Source organism: Pseudoxanthomonas spadix, assembly GCF_003703395.1.
Classification (GTDB): domain Bacteria; phylum Pseudomonadota; class Gammaproteobacteria; order Xanthomonadales; family Xanthomonadaceae; genus Pseudoxanthomonas_A; species Pseudoxanthomonas_A spadix.
In genome coordinates this window covers 23,958-37,331 of the sequence record NZ_RDQN01000013.1, presented here as the reverse complement: position 1 = coordinate 37,331, position 13,374 = coordinate 23,958, and the positions used below count along the sequence as shown (strand labels likewise).

Here is a 13,374-nt window from a genome sequence, read left to right as displayed (position 1 = left end):
GGAGAGAGCCGCCTCGATCCTGCCCACGCTTGTGAAGTTCGAGCTTGAGCTCGTTCAACTGTTCGGGCTAGGGACGAGGTCGATGTGCGGCGGCCCGGGCTCCTACACGTGCTTGGCAACACTGCGCCCCATCGGCCTGCCGCACATCGCTCTCCACCCAAACTCTAGACCTTCGCGCAGACACAAGCGGCCCACGGCCGCGAGGGGCTTCGCCGGCAAAGCCCCATCGCGCCCCTGCGGTGCGCTCCTACGGGCGCTTTTTGCGCACGTACAGCACCAGTGCGTGTTCCTCGATCTCGTAGCCGTGCTCGGCGGCGATCCTGTGCTGCAGGACCTCGATCTCGGGACTGGAGAATTCGATGACCTTGCCGCTCTCGATGTCGACCATGTGGTCGTGGTGTTCGCCGCGGTCCAGTTCGTAAACGGCCTGGCCGCCTTCGAAGTTGTGCTTCAGCACCAGGCCGGCAGCCTCGAACTGGGTCAGCACGCGGTACACCGTGGCCAGGCCGATTTCATCGCCCACCCCGATCAGCGCCCGGTAGATGTCCTCGGCGGTCATGTGCCGAGGCCGGGCTTCTTCCAGCAGCGCCAGGATACGCAGGCGCGGATGGGTCACTTTCAGTCCGACGTTGCGTAAATCCTGCGATTCCATCGGGGTTCCCATTCATTGGCGGTTTAACGCCAGCTGCCTCGCGATTGGGTCGCGGCGAGGGCGCCAGTGTATCATCGCCCAGGCTCGTTCCCGACCCTTCGCAGATGCCCTTTCCATGCGCAATTACCTGCTTATCGCCGCCCTCGGCCTGGCCACTTCCGGCTGCGGCATCATCTACAAGCAGCCCATCTACCAAGGCAACCTGATCGACCAGTCCGATGTCGAGAAGCTGGCCTTGGGCCAGAACAAGCAGCAGGTCATTGCCCTGTTGGGCACCCCGTCGATTGCCGATCCGTTCCACGCCCAGCGTTGGGACTACGCCGCCACCCAGCGCACCGACCGCCTGGGCCGTGTGCAGATGAAGAACTTCACCGTCTACTTCGACAACGATCAGGTCACCCGGTGGGAAGGCGACTATTTCCCCAACCAGGATGAGGAGCTGGCCCGCAACAGCGTGCGCCAGTTCGGCCCGAACCTGGCCAAGGACAAGAAGAAGGGCCGCGGCGGTTGATCGCCGGGCGCTAGGCGCTAGCTGCCTGACGGCCCGGCAGCGCGCCGTCGGCGGGCCTGCTTGGGATCGATCAACAGCGGCCGCAGCAGTTCCACCCGGTCGCCTTCATGCAGGAGCGTGCGTGAGGTGGCCTGCACCCCAAATACCGACACCCCCGCGGCCTGCCCGGCCTGTTCGATCGCGGCTGCCTTGAGCGCATCGCCCACGCAGGCGCCCTGCGGCAGCTCGACCCGCACCGACAGGTAGAGCCGCGGCCAGGCCAGTACGACCTCGATCTTCATCGCGTGTCAGTCGCCGCGGTCGGCGGTCCGCACGAAGTCATCCACCATGCGGTCGGCCAAGCCCTGGAAGCCCAGCGAGAAGGCCGGCCCCAGCAGGCGGTTGGAGGGCTCGAAATCCAGGGTCAGGCTGACCTTGCTCAGGCCCTCGCCCAGCGCCTGGAATTCCCACAGGCCATGCAGCTTGCGAAACGGGCCGTCCTTGAGATTCATGTCGATGCGGCCCGGCCGCTGCAGCGTGTTCTCGGTGGTGAACCAGGTGCGCAGCGCGCCAAGGCCCAGGTCCAGCCGCGCGACCATGCGCGCCTGGTCCGATTCGATGATCTCGGCCTTGTCACACCAGCTGAAGCGGCGCGGATAGGCCTGGACGTCGTTAACCAGATCGAACATGTATTCAGGCGGGTGTTCGACCAGGGCGCTGCGGCGAATGGTGGGCATCGTGGAATACGAAGAACCTGAAGTAACGGCGGGCTCGCCCGAACCGGCCCCATAAGCGACAATGGGCCGATGGCAAAGAAGTCGGACAAGGATAAAGCAAACGGCACTGGCACCATCGCGCTGAACAAACGCGCGCGCCATGAGTACCACCTGGAGGAGCGGTTCGAGGCTGGTCTGGCGCTGCAGGGCTGGGAGCTGAAGTCGATCCGCGCCGGGCGCGCCAACATCGGCGAGAGCTATGCGGTGGTGCGCGGCGGCGAGCTGTTCCTGTTCGGTGCGCAGTTCACCCCGCTGATCCAGGCCTCCACGCATGTGGCGGCCGATGACCGTCGCACCCGCAAGCTGCTGCTGCACCGGCGCGAGATCGACGTTCTGGTGGGCAAGGTCGAGCGCGACGGCTACACGCTCATCCCCACCGCGATGTACTGGAAGGGCAACAAGGTCAAGCTGGAGCTGGCGCTGGCCAAGGGCAAGCAGGCCCACGACAAGCGTGCCAGCGAAAAGGACCGCGAGTGGGCGCGCGACAAGCAGCGGCTGATGCGCCAGCACAACCGCGACGCCTGACCGCGGATTCGCGCGATGCCCAGCCTTGGCAGGAGCGGGCCATGCCCGCGATGCTCTTTGTCCAGATCGCGAGAAAGCATCGCGGAGGCATGGCCCGCTCCTGCGGTCAGGTTTGGGCCAGCATCCTGACCAGGTTGGGAATGCCACGGCCCTGCATGTAGCGGTCACGGCCGATGTCGGTGCAGTGACTCATCAGTACCTGCTTGATCCTGTCCGGGAAGCCGATGTACTCGCGCCGCACCGACAGGAAGCCGGCGATCAGGCCTGACACATGCGGTGCGGCCATGCTGGTGCCGCTCATCTCCACCATCCAGGTCTTCGGGTCCCTGATCTTGTAGCCGAAGTGGGCCGAGACGATCTTCTCGCCGGGCGCGACCACGTCCGGCTTGCAGCGCCCGTCGGCGGTGGGGCCCTTGGAGGAAAAATACGACACCCCGTAGCTGCGCGGGTTGGTCTTGTGGACCGAACCAACGGCGATGGCCTCCTCCAGGTTCGCCGGGTCGCCGATGGTCATGTCCATGTTGGCCGGCACCGCCATGCCGTCCTGCTGGAGCAGCCAGGCCAGGCCCTCGTTGCCGGCGGCCAGGACCACCACCACGCCCTGGCGCCACAGCCGGCGCAGCTCGCTGCACAGCGGGGTGAAGCCGCAGCCGTAGCTTTCGGCATCGAACCAGCCACCCAGGCTCAGGTTGACGCCGTGGATCACCAGCTGGCCGGCCTGGTCGTTGATGTCGGCCACCTGCTGGATCGCCTTGATGATCCACGAGTCGCGGCCGTTGCCTTCATCGTCCAGCACCTTGAAGCCGTACAGCTGCGCCTGCGGGGCGATCGCGGTGAAGTCCACGCGCGTCTTGCCGTCGCCACCGGGCAGCGGGGCCGAACAATGTCCGGCGATGATCCCGGCCACGTGGGTGCCGTGCCCGGCGCGGTCCAGATGGGTGAACGCACGCCCGTCGCCGCGTTTGAGCGCGCGCGGGCGGCCGCGCACCGTGCAGTCCCACTGCGCCACCACCACATCGCGCGCGCCGGCCTGGTAGAAATGCGGGTGCCCGGCGGCGATCCCGGTATCGAGCACCGCCCAGCCGATGCCCTGCCCCAGCGCGTGATAGGCGTTTTGCGCCGCATCGGCCTGGATCACCACGCGCGAGCGGTCCAGCAGCGCGCGCTTGCCGGCATCGCGCCAGAGCCGCTTGAAGCCGAGCGCCTGGTACTGGTTGCGCAGCGACTCGATCTCAAAGCGCGTCAGCTGCGCGGAGATGAAGCGCTCCATCGTGTCCTCCAGCATGATCGCCTCGTCCAGCGCAGCGCCCTGCAGGCCAAGGTCCGGCGCGGCCAGCTGGCGGAGGTAGTCGAGCAGCGCCTGGCGCGCCTGCGCCGGCTGCTTTCCAGCCGGCAGCCGGTCCAGTTCGATCAGCACTTCGTGGCGCATCGCGCTGCCATGCGCCTCCATCCGGTCGGACAGGTCCTTGAGCACCACCGTGCTGGTCACCGGCTGGTCGAAGCCGGGGCCCACCACCGCACGCACGTGCTGGCGCACCTGCGCAATGGACAGGTAGCCCGAGCCCGAATGCGGATTGCGCGGCCCATCGGGATTGATGCCAGGCGCGGTGTAGGTGCTGAAACGGCCGTTGGCGCCCTGGATGTCATCGCTGAGGTCGCCATCCAGCGCCACCGGATCGAGCCGGTCGGCCACGTTGTACCAGGCGCGTACGCACGGCGGGAACGGCAGCTTCTCCTTGCCGATGTCCTGCTTGAACATGCTGCGCACTGCCGGCAGACCCAGCGGCGAGCCGATCGTGAGCAGCAGCGTCACCTCGCACTGGGCAGCCTGCAGCTTGCGCAGCACCTCGTAGGCGATCATCGACCCCTGGCTGTGGGCGACCACCACGAACGGCCCGCCACCGGCCATCAGGCGTTCGCGCAGGCTGCGTTCCATCGCTTCGCGCCGGGCCGGCACGAAGAAGAAATCGTGCACGTCCTGCAGCAGCGCCGCCGACACCAGGCGCAGCAGGATCTCGTTCAGGCCCGACCACACGCTGCGCGCGCCGGGTCCCGGCGCGGTATCCGGCGCGGCGCCGGCCTGCACCTGATCCAGCAGTTCTTCCAGCCAGGCGCGCTGCTGTGGCGTGTCGGCCAGGGCCTGGACCAGGGCATGCAGGTCGCCGCCGGCCGGGGCCAGGCCGAAGCTGGACAGCATGTGCTGTTCGGCCCGGCTGATGGTGGGGCCTTGGTCGCGGTCGGCGCAGGTGCCGGCCTCGGCCACCGGATAGCGCTGGCGGTCGACCCAGTACGCCATGCGCGTACGCTCGCCCATCGCCCGGCCGAACAAGGCCTGGTCCCACTGGCAGCGGAGCACCTCGGGCGGCGGCTTGTTGCCGATGCCGTGGATGTAGACCACGGTCATCGCCTGGCCCTGGGCGCCGGACATGTAACCGCTGCAGGCCAGCGCGCCCGCGTCCGAAAGCGCATGGGCCGCGGCTTTTGCGACTGGCCTGGCGGCCTTCTTCGCCGCCTTGCGCGCCGGGGCCTGCACCTTGGCCGGCGGGGTCCTGGGAGAAGTGGCGCGCGTGCGCGCCGGACGCTTGCTGGCCATATCCGGTCTGCCTTCCTTCAGATGGGTGGTCACCAATGCGCAGCGTTGCCCTTCAGCCGCGCCACTGCAGGCTAACCGCGCCGCGTCGCACGCCTTGTGACCGGCATCGCGCGCCCCTACACTGTTGCCATCGGGACGATCTTCCGACCTTGTTTGAAACCGGGGGTGCACTGGCTTCGACGGGGGTTGCGAAATTACCTGGTGCATGCCGAGGGGGTAGCTTTCCTCGTAAATCCAGCTGCAAACTTCTAGTTGCCAACGACGACAACTACGGTTCGGACTTCGCTCTCGCCGCCTAAACAGCAGCGTTGAGTTGTAGTTCTACAGCCGCCTAAGGCGAACCCCCGAACCTACTTGTGCCCGTGCTCGTAGGTGTAGGGTCATTATCACGGAACCGGCTGTGACGGCTGCCTGTCAGTCATGGCTTAACCAAAACAGGCTGGTCCTGGGGTGCGTTTTGCACACCGTGCTGCTCCAGGACGAGACCCAACGGTGAGCTAAGCATGTAGTACCGGGGATGGAGTGCCTTCGGACGGGGGTTCAATTCCCCCCACCTCCACCAACACCAAGGGTCTGGATAGTCTCCAGGCCCTTTTTCTTTGCGCGAATCCGCGCGTGGCGCGGGGTTCCGGGCGATTGCCCTGCGGGTAGCACCTCGGCCAAATGCGCAGAAACGCCCCAATTCCCGGCTAGCCCAGTCTCTTTTCTCCGTTTGCCCTGCGGGTAGTCGCGAGGCCGAGGCCTGCATTTACAAAGGGCTTGGCGCGGCCTTTCTGTGGTGCCACCAATGCCCCTTCCAAACTGGAAAGTGTGCGTCTATTGTACTAACATTGCGTCACTACACTAACGCATGGAGGTCAACCATGGCTGCCTCTACATCTTCAGCGACTCGCTCCGCCCGTCTGGGATTGCGTGCCACGCCCGAGCAGGAAGCTGTTCTGCGCCGCGCCGCCGATGTGGCGCACAAGTCGCTGACGGATTTCATCCTCGACAGCGCCTGCCAGGCCGCCGAGCAAACCCTGCTCGACCAACGCTTGTTCATGGTCTCGGGAAGCCAGTACCAGGCCCTGATGGATTTGCTGGAACAGCCCGAACAGGCGAACGAAGGGCTGCGCGACCTGTTCTCACGGAAAGCCCCTTGGGACAAGGCGTGAGCTTGAGCGGCGCAGAGCCGCTCGGGGCACAGCACCGGCTCGAAGGCTTCGATTGCGGCAAACCGACACTCAATGACTGGCTGGTGCGCCATGCCCGACAGGCGCAAGGCAGCGGCTCGGCCAAGACCTTCGTCGTCAGCGAAGACGACCGCGTCGCTGGTTATTTCAGCCTGACCGTCGGCCAGATCGATACGCTCGATGCGCCGGAGCGCATTCGCAAGGGCCTGGGACAGTATCCGATCCCCGTCGTGATCCTTGCCCGTCTGGCCGTCAGCCTGCAGGATCAGGGCCGAGGGATCGGCGTCGGACTGTTGCAGGATGCCATCCGCCGCACATTGCTGATTGCCGAGCAGGCCGGTATCCGCGCGATGCTGAGCCACCCCATCGACGAAGATGCGGCGCGGTTCCACACCCGCTTTGGGTTCATCGGCTCGCCGCTGCGTGAGCAGCAACTCTTGCTGCTCCTCAAGGACGCCCGCCGCTGGGTCAAGTGATCCGGCGTCAAGCATCGAACCCCTCGATCACCCGCCGCTGCGCGATCCAGTCCAGCGGCAACGGGTTGCCCTGGAACCAGATCAGGCTCATGCAGCGCGGCTGCTGGCCCGCCAGGATCGCCTGGATGATGGCCGGCTCCAGCAGGATCAGGCGCAGCAGTTCATTGACCGTCGAGTGGTGCAGCCCTTCGCGCTGGGCGATGTCGGTGCCGCTGGCGACCACGCCGTCGTCAAGCAGCTGCTGCCGGTAGAAGGCCGGCGCCAGTGCGACCAGCATGGGGCTGTCGAACTGGCCGCGTGCGGTCGGACTGGCGAGACCCGGCAGCACACCGCGCGCACCAGCACCGTGCCGGGCATGAGATGGCATTCGGTGCCGCGCCCGGACTGCTGAATCTTCGAGAACTGTGCGCCGGGCTCCACCAGCTTTAATAACTGGTATTAACAAATAGGAGCTGCGCCATGCCAACCAGCGTCGCCCTCGGCAGCCATTTCGAGACCTTCATCCGCGAGCAACTGCAAAGTGGCCGCTTCAACAATGCCAGCGAAGTCGTCCGCGCCGGACTGCGTCTGCTGGAGGAGCACGAACAACGCCATCAGGCCGAGCTGCAGGCCCTGCGTGCCGCATCGCGGCCGGCAAGGCCAGTGGCGCGCCCAAGCCTGCCGACGAGGGGGTTCGCACGGCTCGAGGCCAAGTACAGCAATCAGTGAATACCGTCTTGCCAAATTTTGCCAAGCCGACTAATCTGGCGGCATGAGTACGATGAATATTTCCCTGCCCGAAACGCTGAAGACCTTCGTTGACGAACAGGTCAGCCAGCGCGGCTACGGCACCAGCAGCGAATACGTCCGCGAGCTGATTCGCAAGGATCAGGATCGCTTGCACTTGCGTGGCTTGCTCCTGGCGGGGGCATCCTCCTCACCCACCGCGCCAGCCGATGCCAGCTACTTTGAAGGTCTGCGTAATCGGGTACGCCAGAGCGCCAAGCCCGGCGCCAAAGAGTGACGGCCAAGCCCGTCCTCCCGCGTGAACAAGCCAACCGGGACGTAGACGATGCGATCGCCTACTACCTGAGCGAAGGTGCTGAATCGGCCGCATTCGGTCTGATTGACGCGCTGGACCTAGCCTACACCCACATCAGCGGTCACCCCGCTACCGGCTCCCCACGCTACGCCCACGAACTGAACCTGCCCGGCCTGCGTCTGTGGCCGCTGGCCCGCTGCCCCTACCTCGTGTTCTACGTCGAGCGGCCGGACCACATCGATGTCTGGCGCGTGCTACACGGCCAACGTGACATTCCCGCGTGGATGCAGGAGCCGGACGCCAGCGTCTGACGGCTTGCCGCTACAGGACGGGTCCTTCCTTGCCAAATTCCAATACGGGGCGCGAGCGCGCTGCTCGTCTACCGTCAGGGTGCAAACCGAGGTTTGCAGGGCTTGCGGTTTGCACCTGCGTGCATGGTGCGGTGGGCGTCGGCGTCATCACCGACTTAGCGCAACATCGGCCAGCCGGATGTGATGCGCCCCTACATGGAAAGCCTGTCATGACAAAACATCAGGATGACTGTTTTGCACAGCGCAGCTGCCCGCAGGGTGGCGCACAGGGATGTGCGCCATGAATGAACGAAACGTGGCGGCATCCGTGCGTGCCCGTCTGCTCAACCGCGCCCGCGAGACCAAGCAGGATTTCAACTTGGTCCTCACGCGCTTATGTGATTGAGCGGCTGCTGTACCGGATCAACATCTCGAAGAACGCGGATCAGTTCCTGCTCAAGGGTGCCCTGCTGTTTGACCTGTGGTTCGACATCCCACATCGCCCAACCAGGGATGCTGATTTTCTGGGATTCGGCTCGGCAGAGCTGCCTCACATCGAATTCGAGGGTCGCGGCCATGGCAGTCTCCTGCGGATCTGGGTTGATGCCTGAATGGCAATGTAACTGCATTGTCATATCAATGCAGTTGCCTTGCCTCCAAGGACACCCGGTTCGAATGGATGTAAATGGGTGTGCTTTTGGTCGGTGCGACGGACGCAGGTTCGATTCCCAGACCGGGAATTGAACTGGCGGCAGAAAGCAGACGAGGTTGAGCGGCCTTTCCGGGCACCAATCAGGACCAAAAGCCTGCTGGACCGTCCACCGCCGATGGGCCGTATCGGGGCAGGCTTTTCGATCCGGTTCGCACGGGTTCGCAGCAGCCGGCCGGTGCGTTCCCGGCCGCATTCCACTCTCCCCGGCCGTTGCTCGTTCCGGCATCGCCCCTGGAACTGGCCTGAAGTCCGCAAGGGCCACAGGTCCGCCATCAGGATCAAGGCGTTACGCGCCGATGGATCGGGCGATTGGGTCGCACATCGGTCCGCATCGGCCAAGCGCAGCACCCCGCCGGGGGCCGCAAGCGTGGACAATGGGTTGCAGTGATCGTGTCGGGAGCCTTCGGCGCCAGGCTGCTTGCCCTGGCGATGGATGGCCTGCGGACAGATCAACAAATGGACAGCAACGATGAACCCCATTTTCGCCATCGGCCAGCTCGCCTCCGCTGGCGCCATACGATTCAGCATGACCGGAGCGTGGCCGTGAACCCTGATCAGCGCTCTCCCATGAGTGGCAATGCCAGACCGTCTTTCAGCAAGGTGCCCGCCAGCGTGTGGGCGCTCGGCTTTGTCAGCCTGCTGATGGATATCTCGTCGGAGATGATTCACAGCCTGCTGCCGCTGTTCATGGTGGGGGTTCTCGGGGCGAGTGCGTTGACCGTGGGCCTGATCGAGGGCGTGGCGGAATCGACTGCGCTCATTGCGAAGGTCTTTTCTGGCGTGCTGAGCGATTACCTGGGCAAGCGCAAGGGCCTGGCGGTGGCCGGTTACGCGCTGGGTGCGTTGACCAAGCCCCTGTTTGCCGTGGCCTCGTCCGTCGGCATGGTGCTGGCCGCACGCTTTGTCGACCGGATCGGCAAGGGGATCCGCGGCGCACCGCGCGATGCACTGATCGCCGACATCACCCCCGGCGAGGTCCGCGGCGCCGCTTTCGGACTGCGGCAATCGCTGGATACGGTCGGCGCGTTCGTCGGTCCATTGCTGGGCGTTGGCCTGATGCTGCTGTGGGCCAACGATTTTCGTGCCGTGTTCTGGGTGGCGGTCATCCCTGGCACGCTCGCTGTGCTGCTGCTGGTATTCGGAGTCCGCGAGCCGGCGCGACATCTGGAAGAAAAGAAAACCAATCCGATCCGCCGCGCCAACATCGTTCGGCTCAGTGCCTCCTACTGGGGGGTGGTCGCCGTCGGTGCGGTGTTCACCCTGGCCAGGTTCAGTGAGGCATTCCTGGTGCTGCGTGCCCAGCAGGGCGGCATTCCCGTGGCCCTTGTGCCGCTGGTGATGGTCGCCATGAATCTGGTCTACGCGGGCGCGGCCTACCCGTTCGGCAAGCTCTCGGATCGAATGAGCCACAAGACCTTGTTGGCCTGGGGCCTGGTGGCGCTCATCGGCGCCGATCTGGTGCTGGCCACCAATGACCACTGGACCACGGTCCTGGCCGGCGTCGCACTGTGGGGTGTGCATCTGGGCATGACCCAGGGATTGCTGGCCACGATGGTGGCCGACACCGCCCCTGCCGACCTGCGCGGCACCGCCTACGGGGTGTTCAATCTGATCAGCGGTGTGGCCATGCTGATTGCCAGTGCGATCGCAGGACTGCTGTGGGATCGGCTCGGTGCATCCTTCACCTTCTATGCCGGTGCGCTGTTCTGCGTGGTGGCCCTGCTTGGGCTGTTCAGGAGAACGCGTCACAGCGCCCATCGGCATCCTTCCCAATGAGGCTTCATTCCCATGTGCGGTTCTGGCCGGTGGATCGCCTTGCGGGCCACCACATATCGCTTCTACCCTCACTCCTGGACATCGCTCCGCGCCAGACAAGAATCAAGGAACAACGGGAACACACATGGCCAACGGCAAAGACAAGAATAACGGCGGCGAGCTCGGCTTCTCGAGGCCGAGCTGTTCAAGGCCGCCGACAAGCTGCGCGGCAACATGGAGCCTTCGGACTACAAGCACGTCGTGCTGGGGCTGATCTTCCTCAAGTACATCTCCGATGCCTTCGAGGCCCGCCACGCCGCGCTGCTGGCCGAAGACCCCCAAGCGGCCGAGGACAGGGACGAATACCTGGCCGACAACGTGTTCTGGGTGCCCAAGGACGCGCGCTGGTCGCACCTGAAGGCCAATGCCAAGCGCCCCGAGATCGGCACCCTGATCGACGACGCCATGCGCGCCATCGAGAAGGACAACGAATCCCTGAAGGGCGTGCTACCCAAGGACTACGCCCGTCCGGCGCTGAACAAGCTGATGCTGGGCGAGCTGATCGACCTGATCTTCGGCATTGCCTTGCGGCAACCCTCACCCCCGGCCCCTCTCCCAGAGGGAGAAGGGAGAGCAAGCGCGCAATCAGGCTCTCTCCCACCGGGAGAGGGTGGCCGAAGGCCGGGTGAGGGGCAGGTCGAACGCAAAGCGTTCGACCTGCTGGGCCGCGTCTACAAATACTTCCTCGGCCAGTTCGCCGGCTCGGAAGGCAAGCGCGGCGGCGAGTTCTACACCCCGCGCTCGGTGGTGCGCGTGCTGGTCGAAATGCTCGAGCCCTACACCGGCCGCATCTACGACCCCTGCTGCGGCTCCGGCGGCATGTTCGTGCAGAGCGAGAAGTTCGTGCTGGAACACGGCGGGCGCATCGGCGACATCGCCATCTACGGGCAGGAGAGCAACTACACCACCTGGCGCCTGGCCAAGATGAACCTGGCCGTGCGCGGCATCGACGCCGACATCCGCTGGAACAACGAAGGCAGCTTCCACAAGGACGAGCTGCGCGACCTGCGCTTCGACCACATCCTGGCCAATCCGCCCTTCAACATCTCCGACTGGGGCGGCGAGCGCCTGCGCGACGACCCGCGCTGGCAGTTCGGCACCCCGCCGGCGGGCAACGCCAACTACGCCTGGCTGCAACACATCCACTGGCACCTGGCCCCCTACGGCACCGCCGGCGTGGTGCTGGCCAACGGCTCCATGAGCTCCAACCAGAGCGGCGAAGGCGACATCCGCCGCGCCATGGTCGAGGCCGACGCGGTGGACTGCATGGTGGTCTACCTGGCGAAAATGGCCTGGTAGAAACGCATGGTGCCCTCCCATGAACGTTCGGCAGCATCCTTGTCATAAGCCACTGGCATGCCGAACTTCTCGGCGATCTTGTCCGCGTCCGGATTGGTGAATGAGTGCAGCACCCCGGGGAAGCTCACCAGGGTGAGGTCGACTTCGGCGTCCTGCATCTCCTTGACCAGGCCGGCAACCTGCTCTGAGGGCACCATCTTGTCGGCGCCACCGGTGTAGACCTGGATCCTGGCTTTTACCGTCCCGGGCTGAGCCTTGACCGGACTGGCGAGCGCGCCGTGGTAGCTGACCACGCCGTCCAGGTCGACGCCCGTGCGCGCCATGTTCAGGACGATGGCGCCACCAAAGCAGTACCCTTGCGCGGCAATGCGGGAAGGATCGACGCTTTCATGGTTCTGCAGGATTTTCATCGCGCTCATGAAGCGGGCCTTGACCTGATCCATGTCCCTGGTGGCTTCCTGCATGAATCCCTGTGCGGTATCGGGATGCTCGGCGTGCTTGCCCGAGCCATACATGTCCAGGGCAAAGGCGGGATAGCCGGCTGCCGCAAGTCGCTCCGCCTGGCGCCTGGCGAAGGCATCGTGCCCCCACCACTCGTGAACCACCAGCACACCCGGGCGCTTTTGCCCAAGCGCGTCATCCCAGGCCATGTAGCCGGTGAAAGTGTCATCGCCCACCTTGTATTCGATGACCTTGGCTTGCACTTCTGCCTGTGCCTGCGTGCTGGCAAAGGTGAGCGATAGAACTGCGGCCGCCACTGCTGTTCTCAGGATTTTCATGATCGGTTCTGCTCCTTTTGGAATCGTGTGGTGTTCTTGTTACCAAGATGGATCTGCCAGGCTCATGGACAGCTTCCCAGACCTGGATGACGCACAATCACTCACCGGCTCTATGCGTTATCCCTCCGGGGAGCCTGGCAGCGGGCACTGAGCAGCTGCGTTGCCGCGTCAAACACGGCCGGGGCTTGCTCGGTACGCGCGGCCAGATGGGCGCCTTCGAGCATGGCCAGGGTAGCGCGCGCCTCCTGTGCCGGATCATGGATTGCCGATATCGACCCGTCCCTTCGCCCCAGTTCGAAGGTTGCCGTGATCCATCGGGTGACCATTGCGCGGATGGCACTGACCCCGGCGATGACGGTCTCGGACAGGCTTTCGCGGCAGGTTGAAAAGGCAACGCACAGACACACGGTCTGGCCATCATGCAACGCCGCGCGATACAGGCAAATCAGGGCCTGCAGGCGTGCGCCGCCGGTGGCGTGGACTGCCTCCATCTCGGCCAGGCGCTGCTGCAGATCGGCCTGATATCGCTCGATCAGGGCTTGGGAAAGATTTGCCTTGGTCGGAAAGTGATAGTGAATGGACGCCTTGCGAATGCCGATGGCAGCGGCCATGTCCGCATAGCTGAACCCATCAAACCCACGCGACCTGGCGCTGTGCTCTGCAAAATCCAGGAGCGCGGTTCTGGTATCACGGTTCATGTCATTGACCTCTCTGGTGCAACCGCGCAAGCGCAAGATCCGATGTCTCCGATGGCCACCGACGGTTGCGATCGGT

At 64.9% G+C, this 13,374-nt stretch carries 16 protein-coding genes, 1 other RNA gene and 1 pseudogene; 11 read left to right on the top strand and 7 right to left on the bottom strand.

What is annotated here, in order from left to right; genetic code table 11:
* Positions 1-247: 247 nt before the first annotated feature.
* A complete protein-coding gene (fur, locus tag D9R12_RS14555; RefSeq protein ID WP_122231496.1) occupies positions 248-652 on the bottom strand; it encodes a ferric iron uptake transcriptional regulator in 405 nt (134 codons plus the stop codon).
* Between the two features lie 115 nt (positions 653-767).
* On the opposite strand from fur, the gene D9R12_RS14550 reads away from it, so the two are divergent.
* The gene (locus tag D9R12_RS14550; protein WP_014160560.1) at positions 768-1,163 is read left to right on the top strand and encodes an outer membrane protein assembly factor BamE; all 396 of its coding nucleotides are present in this window, start codon (positions 768-770) and stop codon (positions 1,161-1,163) included.
* 17 nt (positions 1,164-1,180) lie between these two features.
* On the opposite strand, the gene D9R12_RS14545 is transcribed toward D9R12_RS14550, so the two are convergent.
* Together D9R12_RS14545 and D9R12_RS14540 are read right to left on the bottom strand one after the other, a co-directional pair.
* On the bottom strand, positions 1,181-1,444 hold the full coding sequence (locus tag D9R12_RS14545) for an RnfH family protein (RefSeq protein WP_122231494.1): 264 nt from the start codon (positions 1,442-1,444) through the stop codon (positions 1,181-1,183).
* Between the two features lie 6 nt (positions 1,445-1,450).
* Positions 1,451-1,879, bottom strand: a complete 429-nt coding sequence (locus tag D9R12_RS14540; protein ID WP_122231492.1) for a type II toxin-antitoxin system RatA family toxin — start codon at positions 1,877-1,879, stop codon at positions 1,451-1,453.
* 69 nt (positions 1,880-1,948) lie between these two features.
* Here D9R12_RS14540 and smpB point away from each other — a divergent pair, with 69 nt between their 5' ends.
* A complete protein-coding gene (gene smpB, locus D9R12_RS14535; RefSeq protein ID WP_122231490.1) occupies positions 1,949-2,443 on the top strand; it encodes an SsrA-binding protein SmpB in 495 nt (164 codons plus the stop codon).
* A gap of 106 nt (positions 2,444-2,549) precedes the next feature.
* Here the strand turns inward: smpB and D9R12_RS14530 are convergent, their stop codons facing one another.
* Positions 2,550-5,036 carry a S8 family serine peptidase gene (locus tag D9R12_RS14530; RefSeq protein ID WP_122231488.1) on the bottom strand — a complete coding sequence of 829 codons (2,487 nt, stop codon included), beginning with the start codon at positions 5,034-5,036 and terminating at the stop codon, positions 2,550-2,552.
* Between the two features lie 161 nt (positions 5,037-5,197).
* Here D9R12_RS14530 and ssrA point away from each other — a divergent pair.
* From ssrA to D9R12_RS14515, 3 genes are all read left to right on the top strand, one after another.
* Positions 5,198-5,598: a transfer-messenger RNA gene (ssrA, locus tag D9R12_RS14525) on the top strand.
* Between the two features lie 301 nt (positions 5,599-5,899).
* Positions 5,900-6,190 carry a type II toxin-antitoxin system TacA family antitoxin gene (locus D9R12_RS14520; protein ID WP_043290472.1) on the top strand — a complete coding sequence of 97 codons (291 nt, stop codon included), beginning with the start codon at positions 5,900-5,902 and terminating at the stop codon, positions 6,188-6,190.
* Positions 6,191-6,192: 2 nt separating this feature from the next.
* Entirely contained in the window at positions 6,193-6,684 is a 492-nt protein-coding gene (locus tag D9R12_RS14515) for a GNAT family N-acetyltransferase (RefSeq protein ID WP_210539005.1), read from the top strand.
* Positions 6,685-6,691: 7 nt separating this feature from the next.
* Here the strand turns inward: D9R12_RS14515 and D9R12_RS14510 are convergent, their stop codons facing one another.
* Complete coding sequence (locus D9R12_RS14510; protein WP_210539002.1) at positions 6,692-6,961, bottom strand: site-specific recombinase resolvase; 270 nt, start codon at positions 6,959-6,961, stop codon at positions 6,692-6,694.
* 182 nt (positions 6,962-7,143) lie between these two features.
* Here D9R12_RS14510 and D9R12_RS14505 point away from each other — a divergent pair, with 182 nt between their 5' ends.
* The 6 genes and pseudogenes from D9R12_RS14505 to D9R12_RS14480 all read left to right on the top strand — a co-directional run.
* The gene (locus D9R12_RS14505) at positions 7,144-7,392 is read left to right on the top strand and encodes a type II toxin-antitoxin system ParD family antitoxin (RefSeq protein ID WP_210539000.1); all 249 of its coding nucleotides are present in this window, start codon (positions 7,144-7,146) and stop codon (positions 7,390-7,392) included.
* Positions 7,393-7,435: 43 nt separating this feature from the next.
* Complete coding sequence (locus D9R12_RS14500; protein ID WP_122231484.1) at positions 7,436-7,687, top strand: type II toxin-antitoxin system ParD family antitoxin; 252 nt, start codon at positions 7,436-7,438, stop codon at positions 7,685-7,687.
* A complete protein-coding gene (locus D9R12_RS14495; protein ID WP_122231482.1) occupies positions 7,684-8,016 on the top strand; it encodes a type II toxin-antitoxin system RelE/ParE family toxin in 333 nt (110 codons plus the stop codon). Before D9R12_RS14500 ends, D9R12_RS14495 begins: the two co-directional genes overlap by 4 nt.
* Positions 8,017-8,300: 284 nt before the next feature.
* A complete protein-coding gene (locus D9R12_RS14490; protein ID WP_244672035.1) occupies positions 8,301-8,606 on the top strand; it encodes a nucleotidyl transferase AbiEii/AbiGii toxin family protein in 306 nt (101 codons plus the stop codon).
* 410 nt (positions 8,607-9,016) lie between these two features.
* A complete protein-coding gene (locus tag D9R12_RS14485) occupies positions 9,017-10,483 on the top strand; it encodes an MFS transporter (RefSeq protein ID WP_244672034.1) in 1,467 nt (488 codons plus the stop codon).
* Positions 10,484-10,607: 124 nt separating this feature from the next.
* A pseudogene (locus tag D9R12_RS14480) lies at positions 10,608-11,794 on the top strand (type I restriction-modification system subunit M); the annotation flags it as partial.
* A gap of 2 nt (positions 11,795-11,796) precedes the next feature.
* Here the strand turns inward: D9R12_RS14480 and D9R12_RS14475 are convergent.
* Positions 11,797-12,600 (bottom strand): dienelactone hydrolase family protein, encoded by an 804-nt coding sequence (locus tag D9R12_RS14475; protein ID WP_170159278.1) that lies wholly within the window; start codon positions 12,598-12,600, stop codon positions 11,797-11,799.
* Positions 12,601-12,710: 110 nt separating this feature from the next.
* Complete coding sequence (locus D9R12_RS14470; RefSeq protein WP_014160544.1) at positions 12,711-13,298, bottom strand: TetR/AcrR family transcriptional regulator; 588 nt, start codon at positions 13,296-13,298, stop codon at positions 12,711-12,713.
* Positions 13,299-13,374 lie beyond the last annotated feature (76 nt).